Below are 15243 nucleotides of genomic sequence, written 5' to 3'. Positions count from 1 at the left end.
GAGCATCTCCGCCAGGGACGCGTCGTCGTCGACGACGAGGACTCTGCCCTTCGTCGGGACGTCGGAAGCGACCGGGGCGTGCTCAACCATGATGAAAGTGTGCCTCAGGGCCGGGTGGGCGTCAGTCTCTCCGGCCCCTGCGGGGTCACCGGATATCCGGCTCTCCTGACGCTTCCGTGGGTGGGTGGCTGCCCACGCCGGGCAGCGGTGACCTTTCAACCGGTCTGAGCCGCCCAGGGGTTCACCGACCACCGGCGTCTCGTCGTGTCCCGCCGACATGCCGAGGTGGCGGTGGGTGATCAACCACCCTGGGCCAGGCTGCGGTTGATTGCTCACCGCTGCCCTGGCCCGCGCATGGCAGGGGCGCCGAGGGCGATCCTTGACGGCGGGTGCGGGCCTGCTACGCGCGCGGCCGCCCACCCACGGATCAGTCAGAAGAGCCGGATATCCGGGGACCCATCCGTGGGGTGCCCGCGCGCCTACCGGATCGCGTCTCGCCGTCAAGGATCGCCTTCGGCGGCCGCGGCCGCTCGCCAGCGCCACACCTGGCGGCCTACTTCTGTGGCGACCCATCCGCTTCTGTGCCGAGATCTCGGCACAGAAGCTCAGGGGTCCCCGGATATCCGGTGACCCTGTCACTGGGTTCGGCGTCCGTCGTGGCCCCCGGCCGTCACTCGCCGGGGTAGACGATCAGTACCGGTAGTGGTCCGACTTGTAGGGACCCTCGACCGCGACGCCGAGGTAGCTCGCCTGCTCGTCGGAGAGCTTGGTGAGCTTCACGCCGAGGGCGTCGAGGTGCAGCCGCGCGACCTCCTCGTCGAGGTGCTTGGGCAGGACGTAGACGCCGGTCGGGTAGTCGTCGGGCTTGGTGAACAGCTCGATCTGGGCCAGCACCTGGTTGGTGAAGGAGTTCGACATCACGAACGACGGGTGGCCGGTCGCGTTGCCGAGGTTGAGGAGCCGGCCCTCGGAGAGCACGATCACGGCGTGGCCGTCGGGGAAGGTCCACTTGTCGACCTGCGGCTTGACGTTCTTGCGCTCGACGCCCGGGAACGCCTCGAGGCCGGCCATGTCGATCTCGTTGTCGAAGTGGCCGATGTTGCCGACGATCGCCTGGTGCTTCATCCGCAACATGTGGTCGACGGTGACGACGTCCTTGTTGCCGGTCGCGGTGATGATGATGTCGGCCTCGCCCAGCACGTCGTCGAGGGTCGAGACCTGGTAGCCGTCCATGGCCGCCTGCAGCGCGCAGATCGGGTCGATCTCCGTGACGACCACCCTGGCACCCTGGCCGCGCAGGGAGTCCGCGCAGCCCTTGCCGACGTCGCCGTAGCCGCAGACGACGGCGACCTTGCCGCCGATCAGTACGTCGGTGGCGCGGTTGATGCCGTCGATCAGCGAGTGGCGGCAGCCGTACTTGTTGTCGAACTTGGACTTGGTGACCGAGTCGTTGACGTTGATGGCCGGGAAGAGCAGCGAGCCCTCCTTCATCATGTCGTAGAGCCGGTGCACGCCGGTGGTGGTCTCCTCGGTGACGCCCTTGATGTGCTCGCCGATCTTGGTCCAGCGGTCGCTGCTCTGGGCAAGCGAGTCCTTGAGGACCTGGAAGATGACCTGCTGCTCGTGGCTCGTGGCCGTGGCCGGGTCGGGCGCGACGCCGTTCTTCTCCGCGTCGAGGCCGAGGTGGACGAGCAGGGTCGCGTCACCGCCGTCGTCGAGGATCATGTTCGCGAAGTCGCTCTGCCCATCCTTGGCGGGCCAGTCGAGGATCTGCTGGGTGCACCACCAGTACTCCTCCAGGGTCTCGCCCTTCCAGGCGAAGACCGGCACGCCCTGCGGGTCGTCGACGGTCCCGTTCGGGCCGACGACCACCGCGGCGGCCGCGTGGTCCTGGGTGGAGAAGATGTTGCACGAGGCCCAGCGGACCTCGGCGCCGAGCGCGACCAGCGTCTCGATGAGGACCGCGGTCTGGATCGTCATGTGCAGCGAGCCGGCGATCTTGGCGCCGGCGAGCGGTTTGGCGTCGCCGTAGCGCGCTCGCATCGCCATGAGGCCGGGCATCTCGTGCTCGGCGAGGGTGATCTCGGTGCGGCCGAAGTCGGCCAGGGAGAGGTCGGCGACCTTGAAGTCCATCAGCTATCTCCTGGGAAACGGTGGAGCCAGGTCTGCGCCGCGCATCTGCGCGTTGGCGGGATCTCCCGACGCGGACCTTCGAAGCGTAGGACGGTGGCCGCCGGAAGGGGGAATCCTCGGGGCAGGCTCAGTGGGCCCTGCGCCGCGGCAGCAGGTGCATGAGCCCGACGACGACGAACCCGACCACGAGGCCGACGAGCGCCGACACCGCGGTGTTGAGCAGCCAGCCGACGACGACGCCCACGCCCGGGACGGCGTCGTGGACCGCCTCCTCCCAGTGGTGGACGGTGTCGTAGGGCCAGTGCCAGCCGACCTCGGCGCTGTTGACGAGGAGGATGTGGCCACCCACCCAGAGCATCGCGACCACGCCCACCGCGGAGATCACCGTGAGCAGCCGCGGCATCGCGCGGACCAGGCCCAGGCCCAGCCGCTGGGCGAACGGCGAGCGCCGCTCGGCCAGGTGGAGCCCGACGTCGTCCATCTTCACGATCAGGCCGACGACGCCGTAGACGAGGATCGTGATCGCCACCGCCACCACGAGCAGGATCAGCGCCCGCGGGACCAGCGACTGGTCGGCGACCTCGTTGAGCGCGATCACCATGATCTCGGCGGAGAGGATGAAGTCGGTGCGGATCGCGCTCGACACCAATGAGCTCTCGGCCTCGGGTCCGCCCTCGACGGCGAGGTGGTCGTCGTGGTGGCGGCCGCTGACCTTCTCCCAGACCTTCTCGGCGCCCTCGTAGCAGAGGTAGGTACCGCCCAGCATCAGGATCGGCGCGAGGAGCCACGGCACGAACTGGCTGAGCAGCAGCGCGGCCGGGAGGATGAAGACGATCTTGTTGCGCAGCGAGCCGACCGCGATCTTGCGGATGATGGGCAGCTCGCGCTGGGCGGCGACGCCGGAGACGTACTGCGGCGTGACCGCGGTGTCGTCGACCACCACGCCGGCCGCCTTCGCGCTGGCGCGCCCCGCGGCCGCGCCGACATCGTCGACCGAGGCGGCGGCCATCCGGGCCAGGGTCGCGATGTCGTCGAACAGCCCGAAGAGGCCGGCACTCATGGCCGGAAGGCTAGTCAGGAGACCTAACGCGCGACCAACGGCGGCCCTGCCGCCTCGTCCTCGACCCTCTCCTCGACCCTCTCCTCGGCCGCCTCCTCGACCACCACGGCGATCTCCTCGGCCTGCGCGGGCGCGTCTGCGAGGCGGACGGCCCGGCGCACGTGCTGCTCGGCGGTGCCGAACGGGTCGACCGCGTGCACCAGCACCCTCGCCACCGGCGGCCAGGCCAGGAGGAGGGCCAGCCCCGCCGCACCGGCCGTCGTCAGGACCAGCGCGACCGCGGCGTGCTCGTCGGCCCAGCCGGGGTAGCCGGCGTACTCGACGCCCTTGATGGCGAAGCCGTGGAAGAGGTAGACGACCAGGGTCGCCGCGCCCATCCGCGTGAACCAGCCGCCTGCCCGCGGCACCAGCGCCATGAACGACCAGGCGCCGAGCGTGCCGATCACCAGCAGGACGCCGCGGGTGAGCAGGGCCCGGCCGTCGCTCACGTCGAGCTCGCCGTACTGCGAGCGGTAGTAGAACCACTCGGTCTGCGCGAACCGGTCGGTCCACGTGGTCACGACCGCGATGGCGAGGAAGACCACGAGGGCGGCGTTGCGGACCCACGGCGCGCGCAGTCGCTCCAGCCGCTCCTGGGTCGACACCAGCCCGAGCACGAAGAACGGCAGCAGCCCGAGCACACGCGCCAGGTCGAGCGTGTCGCCGGCGTAGAGACCGGCGACGAGCGAGGTGGCGAGGGCGACGGCAACGGCCAGGGGCCACGGCATCCGCTTGAAGACCGGGGTGAGCAGCCGCCAGAAGAACAGCGCGGACAGGTACCACATCGGCCAGTGCGGGTCCCGGAACAGGTCCTCGAGCCGCTCGCCGCCGACGTAGATCCGGAACAGCGCCAGGGCGCACTCGAAGAGGACGTAGGGGACCACGACGGTGCGGACCAGCTGCCACAGCCGCCGCGGCTCGTAGGTGAAGGAGCGCGACAGGTAGCCGGTGACGAACACGAACGCCGGCACGTGCCAGGCGTAGAGGAAGTCGTAGAGGTGGTCGTCGACGCCGTTGTGCGGGAGCAGCGTCCAGGAGTGGCCCACGACGACCAGCAGGACCAACGCCATCTTGGCGTTGTCGAACCAGGGGTCGCGGACAGACGGGGCTGTAGTCGTGGGGACGGCCACGTCCGCCCGTTACCCGAACGGGTGAGGGGTTACTCCTCGACGAGGCCCACGCCGAGGTAGGTCGAGGCGTAGGTCCCCGAGAGCACCAGCGAGGCGTAACGGGCCACCTCGGACGGCGCGTCGCTGCTCACGGTCTCGACCCGCACGCGGCGCGAGGACGCCGCGGCGAGCAGCCGCCCGCGGTGCTCGCGGACCACGGGGTCCTCCGAGGCGTCGTCGAGGACCAGCAGCATCGGCCTGCGCTCGGGCTGGGCGTCCGCGAACGGGTCGTCGAACACATCGCGCGGCGGTGTCGCCTCGAGCACCGGCAGGAGGTGCTCGGCGTCCCCGGCCAGCGCGGTGCGGCCGCTGGCCCGCCGGATCGACTCCGCCACCCGCCGGGCGGCCCGGGCCGCCAGCACGGTGCCCCCCCAGACCAGCGGGTTGGAGTCGGCCAGGGCGATCGCCAGCATCTTGGCGGGGTTGACGGCCAGGTCGCGCTGCGGTGAGCACGCGATCGCCACGTCGTCGAGGGCCGTGGCGACGTCCTCGGCGTCGGCGGCGGGACCGAGCTGGACCCGGTCGAGGTAGGTCAGCATCACCACGGCGGTGGCCAGCTGGTCCCGGGTGGAGGTGGGCAGGATCGTGCTCCAGCGTCCGGCCGCGTGCTCGGCCACCAGCGAGCCCGGCGGGCAGGCGACCACGACCTGGCAGCCGCGGCGGATCGCCTCGGCGACACCGGAGGCCGTCCCGGTGTCCGAGCCGTCCGGCGCGAGCACCACGACGAGGTCGAGGCTCCCGGCCCAGCCCGGCAGGGCGATGCCGGGCCACGCCACGAACGGCACCGGGCACCACGGCTCGAGCACCGCGCGCAAGAGCCGGGAGTCGGGCCCGGCCGCGATCACCGCACGGGGCCGGCCCTGCTCACGGGCGCTGGTCACCGCCTCGTCGATCGCGCCCGCGGCGGCGCCGGCCTCGCGGCGTACGCGCGCGCCGGACTCGGCCAGTGCCCGCAGCCGGGCGTCGTGGGCCGCGAGCACCGACTCGTCATCGAGTCGGGACTCGTCGAACCAGGTGACCACGCCGCTCAGCCCGGGCGTCGGGCTTCGTCGACCAGCAGGACCGGGATGTCGTCACGGACCGGGTAGGCGAGGCCGCACACCTGGCAGACCAGCTCGCCGCCGTCCTCGGTCTCCACCGGCTCGAGGTCGCCGTGGCAGTCGGGGCAGACGATGATCGCCAGCAGCTCGGCAGACAGGTTCATCGAACTCAGTCCTCCTTCCTGATCAACGCGAGCACGTCGTCGCGCACCCGCTCCATGATGGCGCGGTCCCGGCCTTCCGCGTTGAGCCGCAGCAGCGGCTCGGTGTTGGAGGGCCTGACGTTGAAGGTCCAGTCGGCGTGGCTGACCGTGAGCCCGTCGAGCCGGTCGAGGGTGACCCCGTCCCGTCCGTCGTACGCCGCCGCGACCGCCGCGGTGACCGCCGCTGTGTCGGCCACCTCGGAGTTGATCTCGCCGCTCAGCGGGTAGGGGTCGAGCTCGGCCATCAGCTCCGAGAGCGGTCGGTCCGTCTCGGAGAGCGCGGCGAGCGCGTGGAGGGCGGCGAGCATCCCGGAGTCGGCCCGCCAGAAGTCCCGGAAGTAGAAGTGGCCGCTGTGCTCGCCGCCGAAGATCGCGTCGGTCTCCGCCATCGTCGCCTTGATGAAGGAGTGCCCGACCCGGGTGCGGACCGGCACCCCGCCGAGCTCACGGACCAGCTCGGGCACCGCTCGGCTGGTGATCAGGTTGTGGATCACCGTGGCGCCCGGTTCCTTGGCCAGCTCGCGGCGGGCGATGAGCGCGGTCAGCGCCGATGGCGAGACCGCGACGCCCCGCTCGTCGACGACGAAGCAGCGGTCCGCGTCACCGTCGAAGGCCAGCCCGATGTCCGCACCCGTCTCGACGACCCGAGCCTGCAGGTCGCGCAGGTTCGCGGGCTCGATGGGGTTGGCCTCGTGGTTGGGGAAGGTGCCGTCCAGCTCGAAGTACATCGGCACCAGCGCGACCCGGCCCTCGGGCAGCCGGCCGAACACCGCAGGGGCCGTGTGGCCGGCCATCCCGTTGCCGGCGTCGACCACGACGGTGAGCGGCCGGGCGCCGGTCAGGGGCACGAGCTCCAACAGGTGGGCAGCGTACGCGTCGAGGAGGTCAACGCTCCGGACCTCGCCGGCCGGCCCGGACACGGGACGTGGCTCGACGACCAGGTCACGGATGTCGGCCAGCCCGGACTCCATCCCCAGCGGTACGGCGTCGGCGCGGCACAGCTTGATGCCGTTGTACTGGGCGGGGTTGTGGCTCGCCGTGAACATCGCGCCCGGCACACCGAGGTGACCGGAGGCGAAGTAGAGCATGTCGGTCGAGGCCAGCCCGATCATCACCACGTCGGCGCCGGCCTCGGTGGCCCCGGCCGCGAACGCCGCCGCCAGCCCGGGCGAGCTCGGCCGCATGTCGTGGCCCACGACCACGGTGGCGGCGCCGGTGACCTGGGCGTGCGCCCGTCCGGTGGCGCGGGCCAGCGGCTCGTCGATCTGGTCCGGGACCAGCCCGCGCACGTCGTAGGCCTTGAAGACGGCGCGCACGACCTCCGGGTCCGGACCTCCCATGGGCGAGACCCTAGATGACTCTCACCGCGGTCAGGAGGTGGGAGCCTCGTCGTGGGTGAGCACCCGCAGGTGGCCGCGGCGGAACGTCTCGCGCATCCCCTCCTCGGCGGCCGGTGGCGCGGCGGCCGGCACCGGGCGCGCGGCCTCCCGGACCGCGTTGGCCAGGGCGAGCAGGTCGTCGTCGGACGGCCCCCGTGGCGAGAGGTCCGAGACCAGCCGCAGGACCTCCCAGCCTCGTGGCGCGGAGAGACGTTCTGCGTGCTTGTCGCACAGGTCGTAGGCGTGTGGTTCGGCGTAGGTCGCGAGCGGGCCGAGCACCGCGGTCTGGTCGGCGTAGACGTAGGTGAGAGTGGTGACTGCTGGACGGTCGCAGGCGGTGCGCGAGCAACGGCGGGCAGGACTCACGTCTGGACCGTACCGCCGTACTAGTGTCTGGCCGTGGAGAACCGCCGGGCCCGGCCCTCGCGCCGCCGCGACCGGCGCGGCCGGGGGATGCGCGGCCCGGGTGTGGTCCCGCGCCAGCCCGGCCGGCCCGAGCTCCCCACACGGCGGGAGCGGTTCGACGACCTGGCGCTCGCGATCGTGACCAGCGTCGACCGGCGCTGGCAGGACCGGCTCGGCCTGGTGGAGTACGCCGTCGAGGACGCCCCTCAGATCCCCGACGACTGGGAGACCGACCAGGTGCCGCTGTCCTCACTGGTGCGCGGCAGCGGCGCCCGGCCGACCCGGCTGGTGCTGTTCCGGAGGCCGATCGAGCACCGCGCCGAGACCCGAGCCGACCTGGAGGCGCTACTGCTGACCGTCGTGGTCGAGCAGGTCGCCGAGCTGCTCGGCATCGACCCCGACGAAGTGGACCCGCGCTACGAGGGGGAGGCGTAGGTGGGGCTGTGGCCGTTCGGCCGCAAGAAGGCCGACGACATGAGCGTGGAGACCCTGCTCGAGCAGGCGAACGCAGCGAGCCCCACAGGCCACGACCCCGGCGCTGCCCCGGTCGTGGCTGCCCCGGTCGTCGGTGACGGGACCTTCCGGATGCCGGTCGAGGACGTCTTCTCCATCCGCAACCGGGGCACCGTCGTGACCGGACGGATCGAGTCCGGCACGGTCCGGGTCGGGGCGCAGGTCGACGTCATCCGCGACGGCAGTGTCGCGGCGACGACGAGGGTGACGGGCGTCGAGATGTTCCGGAAGGTGCTTGACAGCGCCGGCGCCGGCGACAACGTCGGGCTGCTGCTCGAGGGGCTGGACAAGGAGCAGCTCCGCCAGGGCGACGTGATCCAGGGCCAGCCGACCCAGGGCGAGTCCTAGAAGGAGACTGCTAGGGGACTCCGGGACGCACGTCGGGCACCAGCCCGGTCAGCACCAGCGGCCGCATCGCCTCCACGGCGGTCCCGGTGCCGGAGAGGAGGACGGCCGCACGCACGGTCGTCCGTTCCGGCGTCAGTGTCACGAGCGCGGCGTCGTCGGGGATCGCCACGTCGGCACCCGCGTCGGGCACGAGCTCGACCCGCTGCTGGTCGAGCTGCTTCCCCTTCGCGGAGTAGGACGTCACGGTCGCGACGCCGACCGCGTCCGGCCCACCGAGCAGCAGCCGCTTCGGACCGGTCGGCACCACCGCGGCGGTGGTCGCGTCGAGGGCGGGAGCGGCGGCAAGCAGGGACAGGTCGTCACCCACCACCTGACGCAGCGACGCGGTCACCGGCCCGGTGGCCTCGACGACCACGCCCAGCGCGCCGCCCTTAGCGGCCTGCTTCAGGACGTCGTCGAGCGACACCGCCTCGGTGGTGTCCGGCGCCACCCGGACCGGCTCGACACCCGACGGCTCGTAGACCGAGGAGGCGGTGACCACCTTGATCGAGGCGCGCACCTCGTCGGCTCCCGGGTTGGCGAGCACCAGCGTGCGGTCGCCGGCACCCTTGACCAGCCCCATCAGCACCGACGAGGTGGACGGCGCGTCCTGGGCCGGGAGCCAGTCCTCGACGCTGACGCCCTTGCCGAGCTCGTCGTAGGAGTCGACGACGTGGGCCGCCATCCGACCCCGGCTCGTGTGCACCAGGACCGAGAGCTCGCCGCGTCGCGGCACGACCTGGCCGAGATCGACCTCGGTGCTGGTGTGCCCCGGCACCGAGATCCCGCGCAGGGCGGGCACGTCGAGCACGCCGCTGGGCGAGCGGACGGTGATGTCGGCGATGGCCGGCCCCGCGTCCGGGTTCACCAGCTCGATCACCGAGTGGTGCGTGGCGTCGGCGCCCGCCGCGGTGAACCACTGGTCGGCCATCGGTGGGCCGCAGTCGGTGGCGGCCAGCGGCGCGGATCGCGAGCGGCCGGCCACCAGCCCGGGTGCGAGGTCACCGGAGCCGCTCACCACGGTCGGCCCCTCCTCCGCGGGCGCGGTGCTCACCTTGTCGCTGCGCACCTTGAGCGGCGTGGTCGACGGGCCCAGGCCGACCTGGACGTCGCCGGCAACCTTGGCACCGGGGTCGGCGCCCACCGTGCTCACGCCCAGCACGTCTCCCGAGCCGGGCAGCGGGCCCGGGCAGATCACCGACGCAGAGGTCAGCGGCGTCTCGACCGGGGGCTGGCCCTGCGGCTGACCGCGGTCGGGCTGCAGCGCGACGAGCGCCAGCGCGCTCGCCACCGGGAGCACGACCGCGAGGACCACGTCGGCCCCGAACCGGCGGGTCATCGCCGGCCCCGCTCACGACCGCGCTCCGTGGTCGGCGCGCACAGCACCAGCACTGCCAGGAGCGCGACGCCCTGCAGCACCAGCAGGCCGACCCGCAGCCTGGACCGCGGCCCGTCGAGGTCGTCGGCCGACAACGGGCGGTCGACCTGCCAGGCGCGGGTGCTGCGGCTCTCGGCGCTGGCCTGCTCCAGCCCGGCGGTCGCGTCGAGCGCGGCCGACACCTGGCCGTCGGCGGGCGCCGGCAGCACGACGTACTCGATGCCGCGCGACGCCAGCTGGTCGACCGCCTCGGGCGTGGGCTGGGAGGCGAGCTCCTGCACCAGCCTGGTGAACTCGTGGTCCTCCTCGGACAGGACGAGCACCTCGTCCTCGCCGGTCGTCACGCCGTCGTCGCGGCGTACGGCGTAGGTGAGCCCGTCCGCGACGGAACCTTCGACCACGAGGATGCCGTGCTCGGGACCCTGCTCGGAGCTCTGGACCATGTACGCCGGGATGCCGGCGTCGCGGTCGTCGGTGAGGTCGCTGCCTTCGACCACGAACCACGCCAGGCCAGCCACGGGCACCACCGCCGCGGCAACGGCGAGCACGACCACCACCCCGCGCACCGCTCGGCCCGGGTGCTCGACGCCGAGCGCGCCCAGCACCACCGCGGTGATCAGCGCGGCCTGCACGACGACGAGCAGGAAGCCGAGCCCCGGCGGCGTGGACAGCGCGGCCAGGTGCAGCGTCACCGCGCCCAGCCCGACCGCCACCAGCACCGACAGCAGGGTGACCACCCAGCAGATGAGCACCGGGATCCGGGTCCGGCGCGGGACCAGCGCCAGGGCGGCCAGGACCGGCAGCGCCGCACCCAGCCACCACGGCGCCCCGACGTCGTGGAAGCGGCCCAGCCCGAGCTCGACACCGTCCGGGACCGGCATCGGGAGGAGCCCGCCGTCGAGGAGCAGCCCCTCTCCCGCGCCGTGCAGGAGAGCCGGCAGCCACCACGGGCTCAGCAGCACCGGGACCACGGCCAGGGCCACGACGGGCGGTCCCCAGGCCGATCGGTCGCGGCCGATGCCCGGCAGCAGGATGAACGCGAGGACCACCACCACGACGCCGACCACGGTCGCCACCACCCAGGCCAGCGGCGTGCCACAGCTGACCAGGGCCAGCAGCAGCCCGGTGCGCCAGGCCGCCCGCCAGCGCCGGTCGGGCTCGGGGTCGGCGAAGCCGAGCGCCGCATGGGCCAGCCACGGGAGCACCGCGGCGGCCAGCACGACGGCGATCCGGCCCTCGCCCCACCCACCGGAGACGACCGGCACCAGCGCGTAGGCCGACGCGCCCCACAGGATCAGCCAGCGGTTGGCTCCGGCGGGGGTGGCCAGCCGGCCGGCCACCCGCAGGAACCGCCAGGCGCCCCACATCGCGAAGGGCACCGCCAGCACCAGCAGTGCCGACACGGCCGCGGCCGGGCTGCCCGCGAGCAGCGTGGACAACAGCGCCAGCGGGAGGACGTACGGCGGCGCGGGCACCGGCGTACCGAGCCCCAGCTCGTGCCAGGAGGACAGGTGCAGCACCCACCAGTCGCGCCAGTCCTCCGGTGCCGGGGACAACCCGGGGCCGGAGACGTGGCCGAGGGCCGAGCGGGCGCCGACCAGCATCGCGAGCACCGTCAGCGCGAGCAGGACGGCCACCGGGTTGGTGAGGAACCGCGCGACGATGCCGGTGTCCTCGACCACGTCCTCGTCCTCGAGCCGCTCCCGCTCGGCCGTGCGCCGGGCCGCGAACGACGAGGGGTCGGCGGCCGCCGCCGCGGCGCGGCGGCGGTCGGCCACGTCGGTGGCGGACTGGGTCAGCGCGGTGGTGAGGTCGCTGAGGGCGTCGAGCGCATGGCGGTAGGGCAGCCAGCGCGGCGCGAGCAGCGCCTTGACACGGTCCGGGTCGGCGGCGGCTGACTGTCGCCGGGCCCGGCGGGCCGCGAGCAGCCCGCGGGGGTGGGCGACGACGCTGACGTAGGCGGCCAGGTCGTCGAGCGCCTCGCCCGGCGACCGGACCACCAGGAAGCCGAGCATCCGGCCGAGGGTCCCGAACAACAGCCGTAGCGCGTGCAACGGCCACAGCCGCGAGGCCGAGTTGGCCAGCAGCGTGAACAGCGCGGCGCGCCGCTCCTGGTAGTGGGTGTGCCGGCCGGTCAACGGCGTACGCCGCAGCCCTCGGTGCGCCGCCTCGGCGTGGAAGACGACTGCCTGGGGCACCGCGACGGTCTTGTGGCCGGCCGCGGCCGTCCGCCAGCCGAAGTCGACGTCGTTGCCGAAGATCGGCAGCTCGTCGTCCAGCCCGCCGAGCTCGTCGAGGACGCTGCGGCGCACGAGCATGCCGGCGGTGTTGACCGCGAGGACGTGCTTCGGCTCGGAGTACTGGCCCTGGTCGTACTCACCCCGCTCGAGGCCGGTCTCGCGACGGCCGGTGCGCGAGATGGTGATGCCGAGCTCGAGCAGGCGCTTCAGCGACGGCCACTCCCGCAGGAGCGGGCCGAGCACGTCGGCCTCGGGGTCGTCGGCGGCACCGGCCAGCAGCGCCAGGAGCGCCTCGGGGTGCGGAGTGGAGTCGTCGTGGAGCACCCACACCCACTCGGTCCGCACGTCGAGCAGGTCGAGCCGGTCCAGCCCCAGCCGCAACGCGGCCGGGAAGCTCGTCGAGGACGGCGCAGCGACGACGCAGTCCCGGCCGAAGGCCCGGTCGAGCAGGTCGGCGCTGGCGTCCTTGCTGCCGGTGTCGACCGCGACGCAGTGCGCGATCGGTGCCAGCTGGGCGGCGAGCCCCTCGAGCACCGTCGGCAGCCAGCGCTCACCGTCGTGGCTGACGAGCACCACCGACACGTCCTCGCGGGTCCGCACCGACACCGGTGCGTGGCGAGGATCGGCGGCGGACACGATCGTTCAGCGTAGGGGGCTGCGCCCAGCGGCCCGAAATGCGAGAGAAGCCCGGGCCGGAGCCCGGGCACTCTCGGTGGACGAACCAGAGGTTAGATGGCGCGCTTCTTCAGCTTGCGGCGCTCCCGCTCGGAGAGGCCGCCCCAGATACCGAACCGCTCGTCGTTCATCAGCGCGGAGTCAAGACACTCGGTCCGGACCTCGCACGTGAGGCAGACCTTCTTGGCCTCCCGGGTGGAACCGCCCTTCTCTGGGAAGAACGCCTCGGGGTCCGTCTGAGCACACAGAGCACGTTCTTGCCAGCTCGCCTCATCTGCGTCCCCGTCGAGGAGAAAGAGTTCTCGCATGTGACTGCCCTTCGACCCATGTAATCCAGCTCAATCGGATTTCGACCCAGTCGACCGACCTCATCTCCCCCCTCCCGAGATTTCTTGTGGAGTGTGTTGAGCTCGACCCTGCTCGACCAGCGTGTCGACTGGATTTCTCCCGAGAAGTACCCAACGACACTGATGGAATTACATGCCTGTCGTACGCCCCACGTCAAGCCCTGGTCTGGTATGGGGAAAACGATGCGACAAGGTGGGGCCATGCCCGGGCTGCAGCACCTGACCGTCCTGTCCGGTGGCATGGGCGGCGCGAAGTTCCTCCAGGGGCTCCTGCACGGCGTCGCAGGGGGCCGGCTGCCGGGGGTCTCGCCGGACGCCGAGGTGATCGTCATCGCCAACACGGCCGACGACCTGTGGGTGCACGGCCTGAAGGTCTGCCCCGACCTCGACACGGTGATGTACACCCTGGGCGACGGCATCGATCCCGAGCGCGGCTGGGGCCGGCGCGACGAGTCGTGGAGCGTGAAGGAGGAGCTCGCGGCGTACGGCGTGGAGCCCACCTGGTTCGGGCTGGGAGACCGCGATGTCGCCACCCACCTGGTCCGGACCCAGATGCTCGACGCGGGTTACCCCCTCTCGGCGGTGACCGAGGCGCTGTGCCGGCGCTGGCTCGCCCCTGGACACGGCGGGCGGGTCCGCCTGCTCCCGATGACCGACGACCGGGTCGAGACCCACGTCGCCGTCCCGGACGCGGAGTCGGCGAGCGGCCGCCGGGTGGTGCACTTCCAGGAGTACTGGGTCAAGCTCCGCGCCGAGGTGCCCGCCGAGGCGGTCGTGGTGGTCGGGCTGGACGAGGCCACGCCCGGACCGGGGGTGATCGACGCGATCACCGACGCGGACCTGGTGCTGCTGCCGCCGTCCAACCCGGTGGTCTCGATCGGCACGATCCTGGGCGTCCCGAGGGTGCGTGAGGCGGTGGTCGCCACCTCGGCGCGGGTGGTGGGGGTCTCGCCCATCATCGGCGGCAGCCACGTGCGCGGCATGGCCAACCAGCTCCTCACCACGATCGGGGTTGCCGTCGCCGCCGGGGCCGTGGGCCGCCACTACGGCGCACGCTCGCAGGGCGGGGTCCTCGACGGCTGGCTGGTCGACGAGTCCGATGCCGGGGAGCTGCCCGGGCTCCACGAGGCCGGGCTGGCCGCGGCGGCGGTCCCGCTCTACATGACCGACCCAGAGGCCACGGCCGCGATGGCGGCCGCCGCGGTCGAGCTGGTCTCGTGACGAGCAACCTGGGGCTCAGCGTCCTGGCACCGGACGGCATCCCCGAGATCCGGCCCGGCGACGACCTCGCGGCGCTGGTCGTGGCGGCGCTCGCGCCCGTCGACGGCGACGTCGTGCTGGTCACGAGCAAGGTGGTGAGCAAGGCCGAGGGCCGGCTGCGCCCCGGCACCGACCGGGCCGCGGCCGTCGAGTCCGAGCTGGCCGCGCCGGGCGCCCGCGTGGTCGCCCGCCGCGGGCCCACCACGATCGTGCGCACCCGGCTCGGCCTGACCATGGCCGCGGCGGGGGTCGACGCCTCGAACGTCGAGCCGGGCAGCGTCCTCCTGCTCCCTGCCGACCCCGACGGCACCGCGCGGCTCCTGCGCCGGGAGATCGCCGCCCGCACCGGCGCCAACGTGGCCGTCGTGGTCACCGACACCGCCGGGCGGGCCTGGCGCACCGGCCAGACCGACATCGCGATCGGCGCGGCCGGGCTGGTGGTCCTCGACGACCACTCCGGGCGCAGCGACCGCTACGGCAACGAACTCGTGGTGACCGCACCGGCGCTGGCCGACGAGCTGGCCGGCGCGGCGGAGCTCGCCCAGGGCAAGCTCGCCGGCCGGCCGTTCGCGCTGGTCCGGGGTCGCGCCGACCTCGTCCTGGCCGCCACGGAGGACGGGCCCGGGGCCGCCGCCCTCGTCCGGGGCGAGGGAGAGGACCTGTTCGGGTACGGCGCCCGCGAGGCGGTGGTTCGGGCCCTGGCCGGGCACCCGGCCGACCGGCCGCCGTTCGGGGCGCCCGCGAGCGCCGAGGAGGTGGCCGCCGCGGTCGCAGTCGTCCTCGGGACCGCGCCCGAGCCGGTCGACGGCGGCCTGGCCGTGCGCCCCGACCCGCGGCTGGCACCGCTGGCCTTCGCCCACGGCTGGAGCGTGGATCACGGATTGGTTGCCAGTCGCCAAGAAGGCGCTGAGAAAGCAGTGATCCGCCCGGTGACTCCGTAGACTCCACCGTCGGGCTCCCGTGAGTCCGCCGACCCCCTGTCCAGCACAGCTCCTGTGCACCGTACTCCGAGGTA

General features: G+C 72.9%; 14 protein-coding genes. 4 read left to right on the top strand and 10 right to left on the bottom strand.

Features of this window, described 5'->3' with window-relative positions; all coding sequences use genetic code 11:
• Positions 1–690: 690 nt before the first annotated feature.
• From ahcY to VFV89_RS12250, 7 genes are all read right to left on the bottom strand, one after another.
• Entirely contained in the window at positions 691–2133 is a 1443-nt protein-coding gene (gene ahcY / locus VFV89_RS12280; RefSeq protein WP_329706229.1) for an adenosylhomocysteinase, read from the bottom strand.
• Positions 2134–2260: 127 nt separating this feature from the next.
• Positions 2261–3193: a DUF808 domain-containing protein gene (locus VFV89_RS12275; protein ID WP_329706228.1), complete on the bottom strand. Its 933-nt coding sequence runs from the start codon at positions 3191–3193 to the stop codon at positions 2261–2263.
• 23 nt (positions 3194–3216) lie between these two features.
• Positions 3217–4362 (bottom strand): acyltransferase family protein, encoded by a 1146-nt coding sequence (locus VFV89_RS12270; RefSeq protein WP_329706227.1) that lies wholly within the window; start codon positions 4360–4362, stop codon positions 3217–3219.
• A 29-nt stretch (positions 4363–4391) separates the two neighbouring features.
• A complete protein-coding gene (locus VFV89_RS12265; RefSeq protein WP_329706226.1) occupies positions 4392–5423 on the bottom strand; it encodes an SIS domain-containing protein in 1032 nt (343 codons plus the stop codon).
• A gap of 5 nt (positions 5424–5428) precedes the next feature.
• On the bottom strand, positions 5429–5605 hold the full coding sequence (locus VFV89_RS12260) for a Trm112 family protein (RefSeq protein WP_329706225.1): 177 nt from the start codon (positions 5603–5605) through the stop codon (positions 5429–5431).
• Positions 5606–5610: 5 nt separating this feature from the next.
• Complete coding sequence (locus VFV89_RS12255) at positions 5611–6984, bottom strand: phosphomannomutase/phosphoglucomutase (RefSeq protein WP_329706224.1); 1374 nt, start codon at positions 6982–6984, stop codon at positions 5611–5613.
• Between the two features lie 30 nt (positions 6985–7014).
• Complete coding sequence (locus tag VFV89_RS12250) at positions 7015–7389, bottom strand: DUF3499 domain-containing protein (RefSeq protein WP_329706223.1); 375 nt, start codon at positions 7387–7389, stop codon at positions 7015–7017.
• Positions 7390–7422: 33 nt separating this feature from the next.
• On the opposite strand from VFV89_RS12250, the gene VFV89_RS12245 reads away from it, so the two are divergent.
• Positions 7423–7863, top strand: coding sequence for a metallopeptidase family protein (locus tag VFV89_RS12245; RefSeq protein ID WP_329706222.1), 441 nt, complete (start codon positions 7423–7425; stop codon positions 7861–7863).
• Entirely contained in the window at positions 7864–8289 is a 426-nt protein-coding gene (locus VFV89_RS24855; protein ID WP_329706221.1) for an EF-Tu/IF-2/RF-3 family GTPase, read from the top strand.
• A 10-nt stretch (positions 8290–8299) separates the two neighbouring features.
• Here the strand turns inward: VFV89_RS24855 and VFV89_RS12235 are convergent, their stop codons facing one another.
• The 3 genes from VFV89_RS12235 to VFV89_RS12225 all read right to left on the bottom strand — a co-directional run bounded on the left by VFV89_RS12235 (position 8300) and on the right by VFV89_RS12225 (position 12929).
• On the bottom strand, positions 8300–9667 hold the full coding sequence (locus VFV89_RS12235; protein WP_329706220.1) for a DUF5719 family protein: 1368 nt from the start codon (positions 9665–9667) through the stop codon (positions 8300–8302).
• Positions 9664–12582: a glycosyltransferase family 2 protein gene (locus tag VFV89_RS12230; protein WP_329706219.1), complete on the bottom strand. Its 2919-nt coding sequence runs from the start codon at positions 12580–12582 to the stop codon at positions 9664–9666. The genes VFV89_RS12235 and VFV89_RS12230 overlap by 4 nt, the downstream gene beginning before the upstream one ends.
• A gap of 92 nt (positions 12583–12674) precedes the next feature.
• Positions 12675–12929, bottom strand: a complete 255-nt coding sequence (locus VFV89_RS12225; protein ID WP_329706218.1) for a WhiB family transcriptional regulator — start codon at positions 12927–12929, stop codon at positions 12675–12677.
• Between the two features lie 240 nt (positions 12930–13169).
• On the opposite strand from VFV89_RS12225, the gene cofD reads away from it, so the two are divergent.
• Positions 13170–14189, top strand: a complete 1020-nt coding sequence (gene cofD, locus VFV89_RS12220) for a 2-phospho-L-lactate transferase (RefSeq protein ID WP_329706217.1) — start codon at positions 13170–13172, stop codon at positions 14187–14189.
• On the top strand, positions 14186–15169 hold the full coding sequence (cofE, locus tag VFV89_RS12215; protein WP_329706216.1) for a coenzyme F420-0:L-glutamate ligase: 984 nt from the start codon (positions 14186–14188) through the stop codon (positions 15167–15169). The genes cofD and cofE overlap by 4 nt, the downstream gene beginning before the upstream one ends.
• Positions 15170–15243: the final 74 nt, after the last annotated feature.

Source organism: Nocardioides sp. (genome assembly GCF_036274455.1).
Taxonomy (GTDB): Bacteria; Actinomycetota; Actinomycetes; order Propionibacteriales; family Nocardioidaceae; genus Nocardioides.
This window is presented reverse-complemented; position numbering and strand designations above follow the sequence as displayed.

Bases quoted from the DNA above. Each gene is read 5' to 3' on its own strand.
- cofD (WP_329706217.1), top strand. From the start codon at position 13,170: ATGCCCGGGCTGCAGCACCTGACCGTCCTGTCCGGTGGCATGGGCGGC.
- VFV89_RS12225 (WP_329706218.1), bottom strand. From the start codon at position 12,929: ATGCGAGAACTCTTTCTCCTCGACGGGGACGCAGATGAGGCGAGCTGG.
- ahcY (WP_329706229.1), bottom strand. From the start codon at position 2,133: ATGGACTTCAAGGTCGCCGACCTCTCCCTGGCCGACTTCGGCCGCACC.
- VFV89_RS12255 (WP_329706224.1), bottom strand. From the start codon at position 6,984: ATGGGAGGTCCGGACCCGGAGGTCGTGCGCGCCGTCTTCAAGGCCTAC.
- VFV89_RS12260 (WP_329706225.1), bottom strand. From the start codon at position 5,605: ATGAACCTGTCTGCCGAGCTGCTGGCGATCATCGTCTGCCCCGACTGC.
- VFV89_RS12275 (WP_329706228.1), bottom strand. From the start codon at position 3,193: ATGAGTGCCGGCCTCTTCGGGCTGTTCGACGACATCGCGACCCTGGCC.
- VFV89_RS12235 (WP_329706220.1), bottom strand. From the start codon at position 9,667: ATGACCCGCCGGTTCGGGGCCGACGTGGTCCTCGCGGTCGTGCTCCCG.